The 20,316-nt window shown below is 69.9% G+C and carries 16 protein-coding genes; 8 read left to right on the top strand and 8 right to left on the bottom strand.

The genetic code is table 11. The features are described 5' to 3' along the window. Positions 1 to 23 precede the first annotated feature (23 nt). From TPAU_RS05020 to TPAU_RS05035, 4 genes are all read left to right on the top strand, one after another. Positions 24 to 1,754, top strand: a complete 1,731-nt coding sequence (locus tag TPAU_RS05020) for a glycerol-3-phosphate dehydrogenase/oxidase (RefSeq protein ID WP_013125677.1) — start codon at positions 24 to 26, stop codon at positions 1,752 to 1,754. A gap of 117 nt (positions 1,755 to 1,871) precedes the next feature. Next, the gene (locus TPAU_RS05025) at positions 1,872 to 2,855 is read left to right on the top strand and encodes a DUF418 domain-containing protein (RefSeq protein WP_013125678.1); all 984 of its coding nucleotides are present in this window, start codon (positions 1,872 to 1,874) and stop codon (positions 2,853 to 2,855) included. A gap of 5 nt (positions 2,856 to 2,860) precedes the next feature. Further along, a complete protein-coding gene (locus TPAU_RS21780) occupies positions 2,861 to 3,985 on the top strand; it encodes a sensor histidine kinase (protein WP_013125679.1) in 1,125 nt (374 codons plus the stop codon). Between the two features lies 1 nt (position 3,986). Then, a complete protein-coding gene (locus tag TPAU_RS05035) occupies positions 3,987 to 4,631 on the top strand; it encodes a response regulator (protein ID WP_013125680.1) in 645 nt (214 codons plus the stop codon). Between the two features lie 3 nt (positions 4,632 to 4,634). On the opposite strand, the gene TPAU_RS05040 is transcribed toward TPAU_RS05035, so the two are convergent. Both TPAU_RS05040 and TPAU_RS05045 read right to left on the bottom strand, forming a co-directional pair. After that, the gene (locus TPAU_RS05040; RefSeq protein WP_147291058.1) at positions 4,635 to 5,225 is read right to left on the bottom strand and encodes an META domain-containing protein; all 591 of its coding nucleotides are present in this window, start codon (positions 5,223 to 5,225) and stop codon (positions 4,635 to 4,637) included. 50 nt (positions 5,226 to 5,275) lie between these two features. Beyond that, positions 5,276 to 6,844 (bottom strand): MDR family MFS transporter, encoded by a 1,569-nt coding sequence (locus tag TPAU_RS05045; protein ID WP_013125682.1) that lies wholly within the window; start codon positions 6,842 to 6,844, stop codon positions 5,276 to 5,278. Positions 6,845 to 6,975: 131 nt separating this feature from the next. On the opposite strand from TPAU_RS05045, the gene TPAU_RS05050 reads away from it, so the two are divergent. Continuing rightward, positions 6,976 to 7,419, top strand: a complete 444-nt coding sequence (locus TPAU_RS05050; RefSeq protein WP_013125683.1) for an SRPBCC domain-containing protein — start codon at positions 6,976 to 6,978, stop codon at positions 7,417 to 7,419. Between the two features lie 56 nt (positions 7,420 to 7,475). On the opposite strand, the gene TPAU_RS05055 is transcribed toward TPAU_RS05050, so the two are convergent. Together TPAU_RS05055 and TPAU_RS05060 are read right to left on the bottom strand one after the other, a co-directional pair. Next, positions 7,476 to 7,865 (bottom strand): PaaI family thioesterase, encoded by a 390-nt coding sequence (locus TPAU_RS05055; RefSeq protein ID WP_013125684.1) that lies wholly within the window; start codon positions 7,863 to 7,865, stop codon positions 7,476 to 7,478. 23 nt (positions 7,866 to 7,888) lie between these two features. Continuing rightward, complete coding sequence (locus TPAU_RS05060) at positions 7,889 to 12,370, bottom strand: ATP-dependent helicase (RefSeq protein WP_013125685.1); 4,482 nt, start codon at positions 12,368 to 12,370, stop codon at positions 7,889 to 7,891. 161 nt (positions 12,371 to 12,531) lie between these two features. Here TPAU_RS05060 and TPAU_RS05065 point away from each other — a divergent pair, with 161 nt between their 5' ends. Both TPAU_RS05065 and TPAU_RS05070 read left to right on the top strand, forming a co-directional pair. Further along, positions 12,532 to 13,956 (top strand): carboxylesterase/lipase family protein, encoded by a 1,425-nt coding sequence (locus TPAU_RS05065; RefSeq protein WP_013125686.1) that lies wholly within the window; start codon positions 12,532 to 12,534, stop codon positions 13,954 to 13,956. Positions 13,957 to 14,117: 161 nt separating this feature from the next. Then, positions 14,118 to 14,735 (top strand): LGFP repeat-containing protein, encoded by a 618-nt coding sequence (locus tag TPAU_RS05070; protein WP_013125687.1) that lies wholly within the window; start codon positions 14,118 to 14,120, stop codon positions 14,733 to 14,735. A 1-nt stretch (position 14,736) separates the two neighbouring features. Here the strand turns inward: TPAU_RS05070 and TPAU_RS05075 are convergent, their stop codons facing one another. The 4 genes from TPAU_RS05075 to TPAU_RS05090 form a co-directional block, all read right to left on the bottom strand. Then, positions 14,737 to 16,386, bottom strand: coding sequence for an acyl-CoA dehydrogenase family protein (locus TPAU_RS05075; RefSeq protein ID WP_013125688.1), 1,650 nt, complete (start codon positions 16,384 to 16,386; stop codon positions 14,737 to 14,739). Positions 16,387 to 16,406: 20 nt separating this feature from the next. Then, entirely contained in the window at positions 16,407 to 17,024 is a 618-nt protein-coding gene (locus tag TPAU_RS05080) for a TetR/AcrR family transcriptional regulator (RefSeq protein WP_013125689.1), read from the bottom strand. A gap of 71 nt (positions 17,025 to 17,095) precedes the next feature. Then, positions 17,096 to 18,859: an N-acyl-D-amino-acid deacylase family protein gene (locus TPAU_RS05085; RefSeq protein ID WP_013125690.1), complete on the bottom strand. Its 1,764-nt coding sequence runs from the start codon at positions 18,857 to 18,859 to the stop codon at positions 17,096 to 17,098. A gap of 101 nt (positions 18,860 to 18,960) precedes the next feature. Then, positions 18,961 to 19,512, bottom strand: a complete 552-nt coding sequence (locus TPAU_RS05090) for an NADPH-dependent FMN reductase (protein ID WP_013125691.1) — start codon at positions 19,510 to 19,512, stop codon at positions 18,961 to 18,963. Positions 19,513 to 19,649: 137 nt separating this feature from the next. Between TPAU_RS05090 and TPAU_RS05095 the strand changes: the two genes are divergently transcribed. Next, the gene (locus TPAU_RS05095) at positions 19,650 to 20,225 is read left to right on the top strand and encodes a helix-turn-helix domain-containing protein (protein WP_013125692.1); all 576 of its coding nucleotides are present in this window, start codon (positions 19,650 to 19,652) and stop codon (positions 20,223 to 20,225) included. Positions 20,226 to 20,316: the final 91 nt, after the last annotated feature.

Below are 20,316 nucleotides of genomic sequence, written 5' to 3' on the forward strand. Positions count from 1 at the left end.
GAGGGCTCTCACCGGCCTCCACGCTGCTTTCGCCGGCGTACCGGGCACAGGCCTGGGAGAAGCTGGGCTCCGAAGAGTTCGACGTCGTGGTGATCGGCGGCGGCATCGTCGGCGTGGGAGCGGCCCTCGACGCGGCGACCCGCGGCCTCAAGGTGGCCCTCGTGGAAGCCCGCGACTTCGCGTCCGGCACCAGTTCGCGCAGCTCGAAGATGTTCCACGGCGGCCTGCGGTATCTGGAGCAGCTGGAGTTCGGCCTGGTGCGCGAGGCCCTGCACGAGCGCGAGCTCTCGCTCTCGACGCTGGCCCCGCACCTGGTCAAGCCGCTGCCCTTCCTGTTCCCGCTCACCAAGCGTGTGATCGAGCGGCCCTACATGGCCGCCGGCATGTTCCTCTACGACACCATGGGCGGTGCGAAGACCGTGCCCGCCCAGAAGCACCTCACCCGCTCGGGTGCGCTGCGGCTCTCGCCCGGACTGCGCCGCGACGCCCTGGTCGGCGGCATCCGCTACTTCGACACCGTGGTCGACGATGCCCGGCACACCATGACCGTGGCCCGCACCGCCGCCAACTACGGCGCGGTGGTCCGCACGTCCACTCAGGTGGTCGACTTCCTGCGCGAAGCCGACCGCGTGTCGGGCGTCCTGGTGCGCGATAGCGAGACCGGCGCCACCACCGAGGTGCGCTCCACCGTGGTCATCAATGCCACGGGCGTCTGGACCGACGAGTTGCAGGCGCTCTCCCACCAGAAGGGCCGCTTCCGGGTCCGGGCGTCGAAGGGCGTGCACATCCTGGTGCCGCGCGATCGCATCGTCAGCGATGTGGCGCTGATCCTGCGGACCGAGAAGAGCGTTCTGTTCGTGATCCCGTGGGGCATCCACTGGATCATCGGGACCACCGATACCGACTGGAACCTCGACCTGGCGCACCCCGCCGCCACGGCGACCGACATCGACTACATCCTCAACCACGTCAACAAGGTGCTCATCACCGAGCTCACCCACGATGACATCACCGGTGTCTACGCGGGGCTGCGCCCGCTGCTGGCCGGGGAGTCCGATGAGACCAGCAAGCTCTCGCGCGAGCACGCGGTCGCGGCGATCGCTCCCGGCCTGGTCACCATCGCGGGCGGCAAGTACACCACGTACCGGGTGATGGCCGCCGACGCCGTGGACGCCGCCGAGGCCTACCTGCCGCACAAGGTGGCACCGTCGTGCACCGAGAAGGTGCCACTCGCCGGCGCCGACGGCTACTTCGCACTGAGCAACCAGACCACATCGATCGCGGCTGAACACGATGTGCACCCGCACCGAGTGACGCACCTGCTCAACCGCTACGGGTCGCTCATCGGCGATGTGCTCGCGCTCGCCGACGCCGACCCCGGCCTCCTGGAGCCGATCGCCGCCGCCCCGCAGTACCTGCGAGTGGAGGCGGTCTACGCGGCACTCGCCGAGGGTGCCCTGCACCTCGAGGACGTGCTGGCCCGCCGTACCCGCATCTCGATCGAGTACCCCGATCGCGGAGTGGACTCCATGGCGGAGGTCGCCGCACTGATCGCGCCGGTACTCGGATGGTCGGCCGCCGATATCGCCCGGGAGCTGGAGACCTACCGCGCCCGTGTCGACGCGGAGGTGCGCTCGCAGGCGATGCCCGACGACGCCGGCGCCGATGCGCTCCGCGCCGCCGCACCGGAGGCGCGCGCCGAGATCCTCGAGCCCGTTCCGGTACCGGGGAAGGACACCCGGGCGATCCGGTAGCCCCCTTGGCGCCGGGGCGGCACCCGCCACGCCTCGGCCGTTCGGACGACACCGGGCGGGGGTGAACCAGCCGTTCGCCGGATTCCGCGGCACCCGCCCGCCGGGCACAGTCGTGACATGGCCCGGTACCGGTTTCTCGATTCCCTCCGCGGTTTCGCGCTACTGGGCATCATCCTGGTCAACATCCTCAGCATGGTGGAGGCGGCGCCGCAGCCGGGCCGGACCGTACTCGACTACACCGTCCAGGCGCGGTTCGTTCCGATCTTCTCGCTGCTCTTCGGCATCTCGCTGTACCTCATCGCCGACGGTGCCCGGCGGCGTTCGGTCGCGCCGTGGAAGCCACTGGTGTTGCGCATGATCGGCCTGGGCGCCGCCGGTGTACTGCACGCCCTCGTCTTCTCGGGAGACATCCTGCGGGAGTACGCCATCGGGGGAGCGCTCGTGATCCCGTTGGTGGTGTGGGCGCCGGCGTGGGTGAACCTCATCATCGGAACATTCCTGACGGGGCTGTCCTTCAGCGACGTGGGCGCGGTGATCGGCCCGCTGCCCAGCCTGCTCCTGCTCGGTGCCGCAGCGGCCGGCCTGGGGCTGCCCGCGCGCATCGAGGCCTCGCCCATGCCCGGGGTCGCCATGGCGGTGGTGGGCGGTGTGGCCGCCGTGCCGCTCATGAGCGCCTACCTGCACGCGGGCGGAGGCGACCCCCGGTTCGCCAAGGGAGGCATCAGCGCCGGGCTGGCGATGGCGCTGCTGTACATCGGACTGCTCGCCCTCCTCTGGCGGCTGCCGTCCGTGCGGCGAGCCCTGCGCGCCTGCTTCGAGCCGCTCGGCCGTATGTCGCTCACCAACTACGTGACCGCGTCGGTCGTGGTCGCCGTCCTGCTGCGCGCCGGCGCGCTCGGCCCGCAGACGTCGATGCCCGCACTGATGCTGGCCGCGATCGGCATCATCGCCGCGCAGTCCGCGATCAGCCGGATATGGCTGTCCCGGCTGCGTTACGGTCCCCTGGAATGGCTGCTGCGCGCGGTCACCTGGCGGACGGTGCCCCCGCTTCGCCGCAGGCGACCCGACGAGCGCGCACTCGACACGGTGGGAGCCGGGTGACGAACATGGTGATGACGCGGGCCAACCGGATCGTCGTGATCGGGTTACTCGTGAGCGGCTGGTTCATCGGCACGATGCTCTCGTTGGTCGCCGACTCGTCGTCGCTGTCACTGACCGTGAACACGGTCGGCACCCTGGGGGCGGTGATCACCCTGCTGGCGGTGATGCACGGCTGGCCCGGTGCACTGGCCTGGGGCGGGATCGTGCTGGCCGCCGGGATCTTCATCGTGGGCGCGCTGACCCCGCACACCACGATCTGGCCGGCCGGTGCCTGCTGGGTGTTCGTGATCGCCGCCGGGATCGTGGCCTCCTACGCCGATACCGCCACCGACGGTGCGATCGAGGCCTTCGCGGGGATGCTGGCCGTGCTGCCGGTGGTTCCCCTCGCCCTGGATGATTCGAGCATCTGGGTGGTGGCCTTCCTGGCCGCCGGTGCGGTGAACGTGTCCATCATGTTCGGGCACCGGCATCGCACCGCCGAACGCAGGCTCGATGCGACGCGACTGGAGGTCCGGATGACCGAGCGCACGGCCATGGCCCGCGAGCTGCACGACGTGATCGCGCATGAGGTGACCGGGATCGTGGTGCTCGCCCAGGCCGGGATCGCCGCGAACGGCGACACCGACGGCACGCTGTCGCGGATCGAACGCAGCGGGGCGCGTGCGCTCGCCGATATCCGCGCCATGGTGGACACCCTCCGCGAGCCCGGCGACACACCCGTTCCGCTCGCACCGTCGGCCTCCGGTTCGGCCCTGGCGGAGGCCTTCGGCGACCTCGCGCAGGACGGCGTCGAGATCGCCGTCGACCCGGCGGCGTCCGGCGGCGACGTGCCCGCCTTGGTGCGCCTGATCGCGCACCGCGTGGTCACGGAGGGGCTCACCAACGCCCGGCGGCACGCACCGGGCAGCCCGGTGCGGGTCACCGTGGACCGGGCGGACAGCGACTTGCGGGTCGACGTGGTCGACGACGGCGCCGTGGATTCGGCACCACCCGGTCCCGGGCCGGGCGGTGGGACGGGGCTGATCGGACTGGCCGAACGCGCGGCCACCGTCGGCGGCACCGTGACCTCGGGGCCCGACGGTCCCGGATGGCGGCTCACTGCTCGCCTGCCGATCGCGGGAGGTGCCTGAGGTGCCGATCAGAGTGGTACTCGCGGACGACCAGGAGATGGTCCGGATGGGGTTCGCGATGATCCTGGGCGGCGCCGCGGACATCGAGGTGGTGGGGCAGGCGGCCGACGGGGTGGAGGCGATCTCGGTGATCGCGCGCTGTAGACCCGATGTGGCGCTGCTCGACATCCGGATGCCACAGCTCGAGGGTATCGAGGTGTGCCGGCGGGTCGCGGGGACCGGCGTCCGCGCGGTGATGGTCACGACGTTCGGTGAACCGGACTACGTCGACGACTCGCTCGCGGCCGGGGCTTCGGGGTTCTTGCTCAAGGATGCCGGCCCCGATCTGCTGCTCGCCGCCGTGCGCGCCGCCGCCGAGGGCGACGCGCTGATCAGTCCGGAGCTCACCGTGGACCTGCTGGCCCGGAACCGGCGCGCCGGATCCCGGGAGCCGGCCGCGGCCGGGGCGATCGCGGAACTCACCCCGCGCGAACGGGAGGTGGCCGCGTGCGTGGCGCGGGGCCGGACCAACGCGGAGATCGCGGACGAGCTGGTGATCAGCCTGGGCACGGTGAAGACGCACCTGAGTGCGATCGGGCAGCGGCTGGGCGCGCGCAACCGGGTGGAGATCGCCGCGGCCATGTGGGCCGCGGGCGCGATGGACTGAGCCCTAGCGCGCGGGCGCTGCGCTGGTGACCGACGCGGAGCTGCTGGTCGACGGCGCCTTGGTGGTCGCGGGCGCGTGGCCGGACGACGGGGCCTTGCTCGCCGACGGTGCGGCCGAGCTACCCGAGCCGGTGAAGACGAAGGTCCACGTGCGGTTGTTCGCGACATCGGTGAGCACCATCTCGGTGCCCTGACGCGACCACTGCCGCAGGCCGGTGAGGGCTTCGCGGATCGCGGTCTGGGTGCCCTTGGGGTCGGCGCAGTACTTCTGCGTGGCGGCGACACCGGCGCCGAAGTCCACCTTGTCGGGGGCGTTGGTCAGCGCCGACGCGGTGCCCGTGAACGAATTGCAGGAGTCGTTGCCGGAGATGTTCGAGCCCAGTACACGGAACCACGCGGTGGGATCGGTCTTGAGGCGCCACTGCTCTCCGACGAGGGTGCCGGGCTTGGCGGGTGCCTTGGTCGCGGTGGCGGAGGCCGACCCGGACTTCGACGGTGCGGCGGGATCGGCGCCGGCGTAACCGGCGCATCCGGCGGTGACGAGTGCGGCACCCGCGACGAGCGGGAGGGCGAGGAAGGCGGTGTTACGCGTCATGCGCACGATTATGCCGCCTCCCTCGTCACAATGGAAACTTCAGTACCACGTCAGTTGGTGTTTCCGTCCGCCGGTTCCATGTCGAGTGTGGTGCGCAGCGGCTTGTTGGGCAGCAGCGTCACCGCGATCAGGGTGACGACGGCGCAGGCCGCGGCGACCAGGAAGATCCGGCCGGTCGCGTCCCCGTAGGAGGCCCGGATGATCTCCTGGACCGGGCCGGGCAGGGTCGTCAGGTCGAGCTGCGCTCCACTGCCCGAGCCGCCCGCGGGGGCGTGAATGCCCAGCGTCGCCAGGCCGCTGCGGGTGAGGTCGGCGACCCGGGAGGCGAGTACCGCGCCCAGGGCGGAGACCCCGATCGCACCGCCGAACGTGCGGAAGAACGCGACCGAACTCGACGCGGAACCGATGTTCTGCACGCTGACCGTGTTCTGCACCGCCAGCACCAGGTTCTGCATCAGCGAGCCGACGCCGAGGCCGACGATCGCGATGTAGAGCATCACGGTGCTCAGCGGCGTCTCGTGGTCGATGGTGCCGAGCAGGGTGAAACCGGCGACCATGACGAACGCGCCGCCCACCACGAAGGGCTTCCACGTGCCGGTGCGGGTGATCAATTGGCCCGAAACCACCGACGAGACCAGCATTCCGAGCACCATCGGAATGGTGAGGACGCCCGCCATGGTGGGGGAGTAGCCGCGCGAGGTCTGGAAGTACAGGCCGAGGAACGACGTGGCGCCGAACATGCCGACGCCGACCGCGATGGAGGCGATGATCGCGAGCGCGGTGGTGCGCTCGGTGATGATGTGCAGCGGGATGATCGGATCCTTGGCGCGCGACTCGACGTAGACGGTGAGCGCCAGCAGCAGGAAGCCGACGATCAGGTACGCCGCCGAGGTGCCGGAGATCCAGTCGTAGTTCTTGCCGGCGAACGAGACCCAGATCAACAGGACGGACACGCCCGCGGTGAGCAGGGTGGCGCCCAGCCAGTCGATGGACACGTCGTCCTTGCGTTGGGTGGGCAGGTGCAGTGTGCGCTGGATCAGGACGAGCGCGCCCACGGCGAGGGGGACGCTGACGTAGAAGCACCAGCGCCACCCGATGTGATCGGTGATCACGCCGCCCAGGATCGGGCCACCCGACATGGAGACGGCCATGACGGCGCCCATGTAGCCGGAGTACCGCCCACGTTCTCGTGGCGGGATGATGCTGCCGATGATGGCCACGACCAGGGCGGTGAGGCCGCCCATGCCGATGCCCTGGATGACGCGAGCGCCCAGCAGCACCTCGACGTTGGGCGCGGCACCGGCGATCGCCGAGCCCGCCACGAAGATCACGATCGCGGCTTGGACGAGGACCTTCTTGTTGAACAGGTCGGCCAGCTTGCCCCAGATCGGGGTCGACGCGGCGTTGGCCAGCAGCGCGGTGGTGATGACCCAGGAGAACGCGGTCTGCGAGGCGTGCAGGTCGGCGATGATCCGCGGCAGGGCCGTGGACACGATGGTGGTGCTGAGCAGAGCGGTGAACAGTGCGGCCAGGAGTCCCGCCATGACCTCGAGGATCTCCCGGTGGGTCATGGGGGCCGACGATGACTGATGTGGCGGTGCCTCCACGGTGTCCGACATCGCTACCTTCTTCCTTCAAATTTCTAAGCAATAACGTGCAGGGTGCAACTGTAACGTTCGCGAAGATATTCCTCAATCGAATTGACTGTGACCCGGCTCGCATCCGATGGAACCTGTTCTAGATTGTCGGCATGCCCTTCGTGATCGACCACACGCGCGATATCGATGCACCCGCCGCCCTGGTGTGGCAGGTACTCACCGACTTCGACGACTACGGACAGTGGAACCCGTTCGTACCGTCCGCGACCTGCGATCTGCGACCGGGTGGCCGATTCGCGATGCGGGTCGCGTTGATAGCGGGCAGGCTGATGTCGCAGACCGAGTTCGTGGTCACGGTCGATGCCGGGAAGGGGTTCTCGTACTCGATGAAACCCGCGCCCGGCGGCCTGGTGCGCAGCATTCGTGACCAGCGCGTCGAGGAGACGGGCGAGGGGCGCTCGCGCTACACCTCGCACTTCCGGATCGACGGTGCGCTCTCACTCGTCGTGGGGGCCACGCTCGGACGGTTCCTGCGGCGCGGCTTCGACGGCCACGCCGACGGATTGGTGCGGCGGGCCGAGCAGCTCGCGCGCTGAATCGGTCCGGCGCGTCCATCCGGGAACCCGCGGCGCGCGGTCGCCGACCGGTCCGGCTATTCGGCCCGCACCCGGCGCGTGAACCGGGCGGTGGCCCGGGCCACCACCTCGCCGTCCGGATCGGTCACCCGCACCACGAAGATGTCCTCCTTCGGTAGCCGTTCGGCCACCTCGGCCGTGGCGTGCAAGGTGTCTCCGAGGCGGGTGGGGCGCAGGTAATCGATGTGGATGGAGCTGGCCACGCCGGTGTGCTCGTCGTCGTTGGCGGCCGCGGCCACCGCCGTGCCCACCACCGCGAAGATGAACGCCCCGTGCGTGGTCTCGTGCGGATTGAGATGATCCTCGGCCACCGTGACCAGGGCCTCCGCGCGCCCGCCGCCGTGGCCGGTCACCTCGATCCCGAGGTGCTGGGCGTACCGGTCGACGGGAGGCTGCGCGCTGCTCATGGCGTCCATCCTCCCGGACGGCCTCAGCGCACCCGCAGTCCCTTCGGAGTCTTTGCGAAACCGGCGGCGGCGAGTGCGCCGGCCAGCGGGGAGGTGAGCGCCGGTGCACCGTCGATCTTGTCGATGGTGAGGCCGCCGAGCCGCGGCGCCGCCTCCGCGAGCGCCGCGAACGCCGCCTCCGGGGCATCGGTGAAGGTGAGCAGGGTGCGGCCTCCGCGCTCGACGAAGGCGGCGAGTGCGCCGTCGGCGAGCACGACGACGGCGCCGGGCTTGCGGCCCGGCCTGGCCCCGGGGGTATCACCCGACGGCGATCGTTCCGGCCAGGGCAGCGCGGCACCGAAGGGGTTCGCCGGATCGGTGGCCGCGAGCACCAGCGGTGGCGCGGGCTCGCCCCGCTCGTCCGAGCGCTGCAGCGCCGTCGCCGCATCGCGCAGCGCGTCGACGGTGCCGTTCCGCGCGAATTGGGCCGCCCCGAGTCGCTCGATGAAATAGCCGCGCCGGGCCTTCCCGGACTCCTCGAACGCCGCCAGGGTGCGGTACACCCGTGCGAATCCGCCCTCGACATGTTCGGCCATCACGGCGCCGCGGGTCACCACGCCGTACCGTTCCAGGAGCTGTTCGGCGAGGGTGTGCGAGCGGACCGTCGGATCGTCCGCTTCAGGGGGTGCCGGCGGCAGCGACCATCGGCCCCCGACCATCGGCGGCGACTGCTCGACCGGCATCCGGAACCGCGCTCGCGGCGGCCGCCGCGGCGACCGGTGCGCCGTCGCACGACGTCCGCCCGCCAATCGGGCCCGCACCGGTGCGAAGGTATCGCCGGTGAGCCTGCCCGCCCACACCAGATCCCACAGCGCCTCGGGCGTCGCACCGGCCAGCTGGCGGTAGAAGTAGGCGCCACCTCCGCGCACCGCGTCCTCGATCGCCACGTGCGCATCGGTGAGGTCCAGCGCATCCGGCGGCGCCACCGTGAGCGGAGCCAGATCCGCCGGGTGGAAGGCGATCCAGCCGTCCTGGGCACCGATCGCGCCGTGCCCGGTCCACACCACCTCGCCGGTGCCGGTGAGCTCGTCGAGCATCGCGGGCGTGTAATCGTGTACCCGCTGCGGCAGTACGAGCGTCTCCCACGCCGACGCCGGAATCGGCACCCCGGCGAGCTGGTCGACCACCGTGGCCACGCCGTCGACGCCGCGCAGCGGCGCGCGCAGGTGATGCCATGCGGCGAGGAACTCGGCGTAGGCCCGCTCGGGAACGGGTTCGACGTCGTGCCGCAGCCGGGCCAGGCTGCGCTGCCGAATCCGGCGGAGGACCTCGGCGTCGCAGAACTGCGGGGAGTCGCCGGCTTCGGTCTCGTCCAGCGCGATGAACCGGCCCTCCACCACACGGCGGCCGGAGACCAGGTCGGCGAGTGCGCGGTGCACGACCGCCACGCCGAGTCCGTACCGGCGGGCCACCTGGATAGCGGTGAACGGCCCATGCCGGCGCGCGTACCGGGCGACCAGATCGCCGATCGGATCGGGCACCGCCTCGGTGAACGCCTGCGCGATGCCGGGTTGCAGCGGCACCCCGAGGCCGTCTCGCAGCCGTGCGGCGTCTTCCACGGCGGCGATCCAGCCGTCGCCATAGCCGAACGCTCTTCCCGCGTCGATCAGTTCATCGACCGCGCGCACCGGATCGACGCCTTCGGACCGGTCGGCGATCTCGGCACGGCCGAGCGGACCGAGCTCGCGGATCAGATCGGCCACCTGCTCCAGGGTGCGCGCGCGGTAGCCGGATGCGGTGCGTTGCAGCTGCGCCGCCACCTCGTCGAGGATGTCGGCATCCAGCAGCTCGGTGAGCTCGACGCGGCCGAGCAACTGCGAGAGCACCGCCGGGTCCAGGCTCAATACCGCGGCGCGGCGTTCCGCGAGCGGCGCATCGCCCTCGTACATGAACGCCCCCACGTAACTGAACAGCAGCGACGCCGCGAACGGTGACGGCGTCACCGTCTCGACCTCCGCGATCCGCAGCGCCCGAGACTGCAGACTGCGATGCACGGCGACGAGTTCCGGCACGTCGTACACATCCTGCAGACATTCCCGCACGGCCTCCAGCACGATCGGGAACTGCGAGTAGTTGCGTGCCACCTCCAGCAACTGGCTGGCGCGTTGCCGCTGTTGCCACAGGGGTGACCGCTTGCCCGGATCGCGGCGCGGTAACAGCAAGGCGCGGGCCGCGCACTCGCGGAACCGGGAAGCGAACAGCGCACTCGATCCCACGGCATCGGTGACCAGGCCGTCGATCTCGTCGGGATCGAACCGGAACAGCTCAGCGCCGGGCGGTGCATCGTCGGTATCGGGTAGCCGCACCACGATCCCGTCGTCGGTGGCGGTCACCGCGCCGCTGATGCCGTACCGCTCGGTCAGCCGTGCTCCGATAGCGAGGCCCCAGGGTGCGTGCACCCGCATACTGAGCGGGGAGTGCAGCGCCACCCGCCAGTCGCCGAGCTCGTCCCGGAAGCGCTCGACGACGAGGGTGCGGTCGGTAGGCAGTACGCCGGTCGCCTGCTCCTGCTCATCGAGCAGGGCGACGAGGTTGTCGGTGGCCCAATCGCCGAGGCCCACGGCTCCCGCCTGTGCCGACCGGTCGGGGCCGGAGAGCGCGGTGAATTCGCGGGTGAACCGCCCGATGGCGCGACCGAGTTCGGCGGGGCGGCCCACGGTGTCTCCCACCCAGAAGGGCAGCCGGCCCGGCTGGCCGAAGGCGGGGGAGACCAGTACCCGGTCGTGGGTGATCTCTTCGATCCGCCAGGAGGTAGCGCCCAGGGCGAAGACATCGCCCACCCGGGACTCGTAGACCATCTCCTCGTCGAGCTCGCCCACGCGGGAGGCCTTCTCGCCCACCATGAACACCCCGAACAGGCCGCGGTCGGGAATCGCGCCGCCCGAGGTCACGGCGAGCCGCCCGGCCCCAGGCCGGCCGGTGAGTGTGCCGGCGTCGCGATCCCACACCAGCCTTGGCCGAAGCTCGCCGAAGTCCTCCGACGGATACCGACCGGAGAGCAGATCGAGAACCGCCTCGTAGGCGGAATCCGGGAGTGCCGCATAGGGATGCGCGCGGCGTACCAGCGCGAGCCAGTCGTGCACATCGAGCACGTCCATCGCCGCGGCCGCCACGGTCTGTTGCGCCAGCACGTCGAGCGGATTACGCGGCACGGAGAGCTTCTCGATCGCGCCCTCGCGCATCCGCTGCACGGTGACGGTGCTGTGCAACAGATCAGTGCGATGCTTGGGAAAGAAGACGCCGCGGCTGGGCTCGCCCACCTGGTGCCCTGCGCGACCGACGCGCTGCAGGCCGGCCGCCACCGATGGTGGTGCCTCCACCTGGATCACCAGATCGACAGCGCCCATGTCGATCCCGAGCTCCAGGCTGGATGTGGCCACCACGCAGCGCAGCCGCCCCGATTTCAGATCGTCCTCGATGATCGCGCGCTGCTCCTTGCTCACCGAACCGTGGTGAGCGCGTGCGAGCACAGCCTCCGCCCCATGACTCTGGCCGCTGGCGAGCACCTGCGCGGGAGCACCCCCGGCCACGGTGGGATTCGGTGCGCCCGTGTGCACGCCCGCGGCCAACTCATTGATCCGCGCGGTGAGCCGCTCCGCCAGCCGCCGGGAGTTGGCGAAGACGATGGTGGACCGGTGCCGCCCGATGAGGTCGACGATCGCGGCCTCGACGTGCGGCCACAGGGAACCCTGTTGCACCGGCTCGTCTTCGTCGCCCGGGATCACGTCGAGTTCGGTCATGTCCGGCACCGGGACGGTGACGGTCAGGTCGAACTCCTTCTCCGAGGGTGGCCGCACCACGGTGGCCGGGCGCGGGCCGCCGAGGAAGGCCGCCACCTCCTGCGCGGGCTCCACGGTGGCCGAGAGCCCGATCCGTTGCGCGGGCCGTTCCAGCAGTGCGTCGAGCCGCTCCAACGACAGCGCCAGGTGCGTGCCGCGTTTGGTGCCCGCGACCGCGTGCACCTCGTCGACGATCACCGTGTGCACGCCCGCCAGCGTCTCGCGGGCCTGTGAGGTGAGCATGAGGAACAGTGACTCGGGCGTGGTGATCAGCACGTCGGGTGGCGTGCGGATCAGTTTCCGCCGTTGCTGGGCCGGGGTGTCGCCCGATCGCACTCCCACGCTGATCTCGGGCGCGGGCTCGCCCCGGCGTGCTCGCACGCGGGCGATGCCGGATAGGGGTGCGCGCAGGTTCCGCTCCACGTCGACCGCGAGCGCCTTGAGTGGGGAGATGTAGAGCACCGAGGTTCCGCTGGGCCGTTCCGGTGGTGCCGTCTCCGCCAGCCGGTCCAGCGCCCAGAGGAACGCCGAGAGCGTCTTGCCGGAACCGGTCGGCGCGACGACCAGGGTGTTGCGGCCCTTCGCGATCGACGCCCACGCCTGTGCCTGTGCCGCGGTGGGTGCGGCGAACGACTCGTCGAACCACTCAGCGGTGGCGGGCGTGAACGCCCGGAGGGCATCCGGCATGGGTCCATCATGGCGCAGGCGTCCGACAGATGAAGTTGTCCGCGATTGTCCCGGTTCCGTCGCAAGCCCCGGTGTGCCGGGGAATTTCTGATTGAATCGCAACGACAGATGTCCGAACGGGTCGACCCGTAGTGCGGGCGGCCCAGGTGAAGGTGGTGGAGATGGGCGAGCCCCAGGTCGAGAGTCCGGCCGGCAAGATCAGTGGCGCATCGGTGGGGGGTGTCTCGCGGTACCTCGGCATTCCCTACGGGAAGCCACCGGTGGGCGAGCTGCGATTCGCGTTGCCGGAGCCGGCCGACCGGTTGTCCGGTGTATTCGCCGCCACGGAGTTCGGTCCGACGCCGCCCGCGTCGATGGAGTTGCCCGCGCCGTACACCTATCCGGTGATCGAGGGTGACAACTGGCTGACGCTGAACGTGTGGACCCCGCCGGACGCCCAGCCGGGCGCGGACCTGCCGGTGTACGTGTGGTTCTACGGCGGTTCGTTCGCGATGGGCAGCACGGCGCAGTCGCTGTTCGACGGCACGAGTTTCGCCCGCGACGGGGTGGTCTACGTCTCGGCCAACTACCGCGTGGGCCTGGAGGGGTTCACCCACCTGCCCGATGCGCCGGACAACCGCGGCCTGCACGACCAGATCCTGGCGCTGCAGTGGGTGCAGGACAACATCTCCGCCTTCGGCGGCGATCCGAAGCGGGTCACCATCGGCGGTGAATCCGCGGGCTCGATGAGCGTGTCCACGCTGGCCACCACGAAGTACGCGGGATCACTGTTCCATCAGGTGATCTGCGAGTCGGGTATCGGTGTCGCGGCGCCGATCGAGACCGCGAAGCAGGCGGCCGAGCCGCTCAAGGCCGCGCTGGGCCTGCACCTGACCGCTGCTGCGCTGCGCGAGAAGGATCCGCGGGAACAGGCCGCCGCGGTGGCCAAGGTGCTGCACAAGCTGAGCCCGCACAACGTGCTCACGCTGTTCCCGCCGGTGGTCGACAACGATCTGGTGCCGGTCAACCCCGCCAGCCGGCTCAATCGCGGGCCGGTGCCCGTGAAGATGCTGATCGGCAACAATCAGAAGGAATCCGACTTCTGGCGGGTGTTCGGCGAGTTCGTTCCCGGGGAGCACACCCTCAAGACGCTCGACGTCCTGCTGCGCCCGCTGGGGGTGACCGATCCGGTGGTCACGGCCTACAAGAAGGTCTACGGCGACAGCCTGTCGGCCGGCGAGATCTTCCTGGAGTTGCTCTCCGACGGCGCCTTCGGCGGTCCCACCTACGCGGCGCAGACCGGTCAGCTCGAGAACTGCTACGCGTACTACTTCACCTGGCCGTCCAGCATTCACACCAAGTCGCCGATGCACACCCTCGACCTGGGCTTCGCGTTCGACAACATCGGCGATCCGGGCTTCACCCTGTACGCAGGTGATGGCGCCCCGCAGTCCCTGGCCGACGATATCCATGGCCGGTGGCTGAGCTTCATCAAGACCGGTGTACCCGGCGACGACTGGAATCCCTACCGGTCGGAGGACGACGTCAAGGTCTTCGGACCGCCCGCCGCACGCAACACCGATGCGCTCAAGGCTTGGTCCTACTGACCGTCCTACTGACCGTCCTACTGACCGCCTGAGCGGTCTACCCGGAACCGGCCCGAGGGCGTGTCGGTGGTGCCCGTCACCGCCGACACGCCCTTCCTTGTTGTTGCCTGTGTGACTGATGTGATTCATGATGAAAGAGAGGTTGAAACTAAGGAGTAGGCATGACCACGCACGCCACGCATCTCAGCCACCGCCGCACCGCCTTGCGCGTCGCCGTCGCGGCGGCCGCGCTCACCGTCGGCATCAGCGGCGCCGTGACCGCCGTCGCCAAGGCCGATCAGCAGGTGGGCCGGTTCTGGGTCAAGGGCCAGATCGAAACGTCCTACTTCGCCACCGGCGGATGGGCGCGCTGGGGCGTGCCCCTGATCCCCGAGTCGAACGCCGCCCGCGGCGGCAAGTTCCAGACCTTCAAGGAGAACACCTCGTTCTACTGGCACCCCGCCGTCGACGGCGGCAATGCGCACCAGATCGGCGGTGCCATTCGGGCGAAGTGGGGTGAGAACAACTGGGAGCGCGGCCCGCTGGGCTTCCCGATCACCGACGAGATCCATGCGCGCGGCCCGTTCAGCACCGTGACCGGTGCGATGAACGCCTTCCAGGGCGGCGTCATCTACTGGTCACCGGCCAGCGGCACCTGGCCCGTGTGGGGCGAGATCCTGGTGAAGTGGAGCGCCGAGAAGCGCGAATCCGGTAAGTACGGCTACCCGACCGGGCCCGAGGTCCGCAACGGCAGTAGTTTCTCCCAGACGTTCCAGCGCGGTGTGATCACCTGGCCGTGAGCTAGCCGACCTTGGGTGTGGCGCGGGCGATCAGCGTGCCCACGTCGAGACCGCGGGGGAGCGTGCCGAAGACCCCGCCCCAATCGGCTCCCAGACGGGTGGCGCAGAAGGCGTCGGCGGCGGCCTGCTCGCCGCGAGTGACCAATAGCGCGCCCTGGATCGCCAGCGCCGCGGCCTCGACCACGCGCCGGGCGCGGTACTCCAACTGATCGACATCTGACAGCTCGTCCTTGAGCCGGATCACCGCCGCATCGAGCCGCTCATCCGCACCCGCGGCACCGTCGAGGAAGCCGAACAGCGCTGCGACGGTGGCGGGCTGGCGACCGGCGGCCCGCAGCACGTCGAGCGCGGCCACGTTGCCCGAGCCTTCCCAGATGGACAGCAGCGGCGCCTCGCGGTACAGCTTCGGCATCCCCGACTCCTCCACGTAGCCGTTGCCGCCGAAGCATTCGATTGCCTCGGCCGCATGGATCGGGCCGCGCTTGCACACGTGGAACTTGCTGATGGCCAAGGCGATCCGGCGCAGGTCCGCGGCCGGTGAGCCGTCGGCCATCGTCGCGCCGGCCTGTGCGAGATCGGTGAGCTCGGCCAGCCACATCGCGACGGTGGTCGCAGCCTCGGCTTCGACGGCCAGATCCGCGAGCACGTTCCGCATCAGGGGCTGATCGATGAGCACGGCGCCGAAGGCGTTCCGATGCGCCACGTGGTGCGCGGCCTGCTGGGTGCCGATCCGCATCAGCGCAGCCGATCCGATCGTGCAGTCGAGGCGGGTCATGTTCACCATCTCCACGATGGTGCGCACGCCGGCGCCCTCCTCGCCGACCAGATGACCGACGGCACCGTCGTATTCGATCTCCGAGCTGGCGTTGCTGTGGTTGCCCAACTTGTCCTTCAGGCGCTGCAGGTGGAACCGGTTACGCGAGCCGTCGGGCAGGATGCGCGGCACCAGAACACAACTCAGCCCGCCCGGCGCCTGCGCCAGGGTGAGGAACATGTCCGACATGGGGGCGGAGGTGAACCACTTGTGGCCGGTCAGTAGGTAGGAGCCGTCGGGCTGCGGCGCGGCGCGGGTGGTACCCGCGCGGACATCGGAGCCGCCCTGCTTCTCCGTCATCGACATACCCGCCGTGAGGCCCCGCTTGGTGGTGGGCACGCGCAACACCGGGTCGTAGACGCGGGCGGCCAGCAGCGGCTCGTACTGCGCGGCCAGCTCCGGCGTGTGGCGCAGCGCGGGTACCGCGGCGTAGGTCATCGAGATGGGGCAGGTGTGTCCGGCGTCGACCGAGGTCCAGACGGAGAACTTGGCCGCGCGGGTCAGATGCGCATGCGGGCTGTCCGATTCCCACGGCGCGGCGTGCAGGCCCTGCTCGATCGCGGCGGACATCAGCTGGTGGTAGGCCGGGTCGTAGGTCACCTCGTCGATCCGGTTGCCGAATCGGTCGTGCGTCTTCAGCACGGGCGGATGGGCATTGGCCTGTTCGCCCCACGCGATCGCCTCGGCGCTTCCCGCTCGGCGGCCGGTGGCGTGGATCTCTTCCAGCGAGTCGGTGGCACCGGCCGAGCGGACCGCGTCGAGCAGGGGCGGGTACTGCGCGGCGTCGTAATCGACGAGGGGGGTGGCCTGGTTGAAGACCTCGTGGGTGGCGGGCATCGTCATCATCTCCTGACGGGTCACACGGATGTCGCGCCGACGGCGCGGAGGCAGAAGGCGATCGCCTCATCGATGGTGTTGTCGGGTGCGGCGTCCGGGTCCGCGGAACCGGGCGACAGCGGCCGCACGAGCGTCTCGGCGATGGCGCCGACGATCGCCGCACCCGTGACGCGGGCGTCCTGCGCCGGGAAATCGCCGGATTCGACGCCCGCGGCGATCCGCTCGGCGGCGAGTGCGGCGTGGCCGTCGCGGTAGCTGCGGCGCAGTTCTTCGATGACGGTGCCCGCCGGTTCGAGCAGCAGCGCCCACGCGAGCACCGGGGCTCGCAGAGCGCGAGTGCCGAACCCGCGGACCAGGTGGATCAATGCCTCGCGGGGGTTGGTGGGGGCACCGAGATCGGCGGCGGTGCGCTGCAATTCGCGCTCGGCGAAGTGGGCGAAGACTTCGGCGTGCAGACCGTCGATCCCGTCGAAGTGGCTGTAGACCGAACCCACGCCGACTCCGGCGGCCTGCGCGATGGCCCCTACCTTGGCGTGGCCGAATCCGCCCTCGCTCACCAGGAGGCAGGCCGCATCGACGATATCGGCCCGACGCTGGGCCAGTCGCGAGGCCACGCGTTCGGTCTGCCGGTAGGCCATGATCCTCCAAGTTCCGAATTCGGATTCAGAGTATCGCGTGTCTCGGGTCACAGGCAAGGGGGTGGCTGCGATCAGGCGACTCCGGCGCGCAGATAGTGTCCCGTTTGCTGGTCCCGGCCGTAACCGGCCACGAACTCGCCGAGCCGGAAGACCACGCGGCCGCCGACGGCGGTGGCGACCACGGTGGCGTCGTTGCGATTGACCATGCGCGAGAGGCCGTCGAAGAACGGGGCTTCGGCTTCGTTATAGGCGTCGACGGTGTCATCGAGGCGCTCCGGATCGACGATCACGAAGTCGGCGCGGTCCCCCGTGCGGAGGTAGCCGGCGTCGAGTCCGAACCAGGTGCCCAGCTCGCCGGTGAGGCGATGCACCGCACGGCCGAGGGGGAGCACCGTTCGGCCGGCCTCGTCGGCGTCGCGCATGCGCTTGAGGAAGCGGAGCGGGAAGTTGTAGAAGGCCATATTGCGCAGATGCGCTCCGGCGTCCGAGAAGCCGAGGTGCAGATTCGGGTCCGCGGCCATCTCGTCGAGCACCGCTGGGCGGTCGTTGCCCACCGTGGTGGTCCACCGGACGTTCTTCTCGCCGTTGTCGACCAAGACATCGAGGAAGGCGTCGAGCGGCGCGACGTTGCGTTCGTCGGCGATCTCACCGAAGCTCTTGCCCACCAGCGTTCCGTCCGGGCACTCGACGATCACCGCGTCGTGAAAGTCCTTGTGCCACAGTCCGGGCTTGTGCTTCTTGAGCGCGAACTCGCGGCGGAACCGGCGGCGGTACTCGATATCGGCCATGAGCTCGTTGCGCTGCAACTGATCCCGGATGTGCAGCGCCGCGGTCCCGGCGCCGAACTCCTCGAACACGGGCAGGTCGATGCCGTCCGAGTACAGGGTGAAGGGCAGCGGCAGGTGCTGGAAGGCGACCTTGGACCCGAAGATCCGGTTGCCCAGCGCCGCAGCGGCACTGAACACGCGGTGCGCGCCTCGTGCGGACTTGGAATCCGCCGCCACCAGCAGGCTCACCGGCACCGTGCCGCGCCGCCCGAGCAGACGGCCGCTGGAGGCGAGGAAGAACATCACCACGGTAAGCGGGTTGTTGATGTTGGGGGCGCTCTGCAGGATTCGCCCGCGTTTGCGGAGCACGTTGATCAGCTGCCAGCGCTCGTGCCACCACGCGTACGTGGAGGGGAGGGCGCGGGAGCGGTAGCGGTCACCGTCGAGCTTGTCGATCGGGGCGTCCATGCCCGACATGCCCAGCATGCCGGCATCGAGTGCACGGTCGAGCATCTCGGCCATCCGGCCCAGTTCCGCCCGCGACGGGAACGTCCAGGTGTCGGTGGAGCGGCCGAGGCCCATGACCGCGGTCCGCAGATCCGAATGTCCTAGGAACGAGGCCACATTGGGGCCGAGCGGCAGCGAGTCGAGGCGTTTGATGTAGCCCTCGGGATCGGTCCAGTCCTGGAAGTCCTCGAGTGCGGCGATGACGTGCTTGCGGGGCACGGCCTCGACCCGGCTGAACAGGTCGGCGGCGTCCTGCGGTTGGGCGTACACCGTGGACATCGAGCAGCAGCCGAGTACCACGGTGGTCACGCCGTGCCGGACGGACTCATCGAGGCCCGGGTTCAGCAACACCTCGGCGTCGTAGTGCGTGTGGATGTCCACGAATCCGGGCAGTACCCATTTCCCGGCCGCGTCGATCACCTCCGGGCACCCGGTCTCGTCGAGCGGCTCTGCCGAGACAGTGGCCACCCGGCCGTCTCGGATGCCGAGGTTCGCGACCGTCGGGGTGGTGCCGGTCCCGTCGAACCAGAGGCCGTCGCGGACGATGAGATCGAAACTCATGGGGGACTCCCTTTGCGATCGTTACGATTGGAAGTCTAATCGATCGGGAGTGCCTGCGTCAGGCCCCGGAACGCGCCGGATCCGGGGCCCGACGGTGCGGTTCAGCCCAGGTTGCGGGCGGTGGCGGCGGTGAGCTCGTCGAGCACGCCCTGCAACTCGGCCTGGCGCCGGTCGAGCGGGGCGAAGTTGCCCTCGCCGTCGAAGTCGGTGAACAGGCCGAGGCTCACCTGCGAGCGGGCATCGACCATGGAGAAGTTGGCGGTGATCTGGCGCCAGTGCTCCACCGCGCGGACGCCGCCGTCGGCACCGTAGGCCACGAAGGCGACGGTCTTGCCGGCCCACTCCGGGCCGATCGAATCGAAGGCGTTCTTGAATGCGCCGGGCACCGAGTGGTTGTACTCGGGGGTGACGAAGATGAAGCCGTCCTGCGCATCGATCGCCTGACCCCAGGCGGTGACCGCGGCATCGTCGTACTGACGGTTCGCGGCGCCGGGGACGGTGGCCGATGTGAGCAGCGGAACGTCGAATTCCTTGAGGTCGAGCACGGTGACCTCGACGCCCTCGCGCGCGCCGGTCGCGGCCGCGACCCACTGGCCGATCTGCTCGGCCTTGCGGCCGTCGCGGATGGAACCCTCGATGACGCCGATCTTCATGGGATGTCCTCTCGGTGAGCTCTGCCCGGCCGTTCCGGGCGACCTCACCACCGTAGCGTAGCGGACCGCGGTCCGCTAGCCGGTGTTTTGGCAAGTTTCATTGCTGGTTCCGCATGGAAGTGGGGCACACTGGAGGTATGACGGAGACGACCGATCCCGTGCTCGCGCAGGTGGGGCCGCGGCTGCGTGCGATCCGCCAGGAGCGCGACATCACCCTCACCGCCGTCGCCGAAGCGACCGGGATCTCGGTGAGCACGCTGTCCCGATTGGAGGGCGGTACCCGCAAGCCCACTCTGGAGCTGCTGCTCCCGCTCGCCCGGACGTACGGGCTGCCCCTCGACGAGTTGGTCGATGCCCCGGAGACCGGTGATCCGCGAGTGCGGCTCAAGCCCGTGCGGCACGGCGACCGCACCATCGTTCCGCTGACCCGTCGAGCCGGGGGACTGCGCACCTTCAAGGAGGTCATCCGTCCCCGGCCCGGAGCCCAGACGCAGACCCAGGTGTCCCATCCGGGGTATCACTGGGTGTATGTGCTCGACGGGAACCTGCGGCTGATCCTCGGCGAGAAGGACATGGTGATCAAGCCCGGCGAGGTGATCGAATTCGACACCCGGCTACCCCACTGGTTCGGCAGCGCCGATGGCAAGCCCGTCGAGTACCTCGGCATCTACGGCCCGCAGGGTGAACGCGCGCACCACATCGGCGAGGACTAGGGCGGATTCCAACGCGAAACCCGGGCCGCGACGTTATGTCTGGTGATATCGACAGCACGGTCGCGACGGCGGGCTTGATGCTCATCGACGT

This window comes from Tsukamurella paurometabola DSM 20162, from assembly GCF_000092225.1.
In the GTDB taxonomy this organism is placed as follows: Bacteria; Actinomycetota; Actinomycetes; order Mycobacteriales; family Mycobacteriaceae; genus Tsukamurella; species Tsukamurella paurometabola.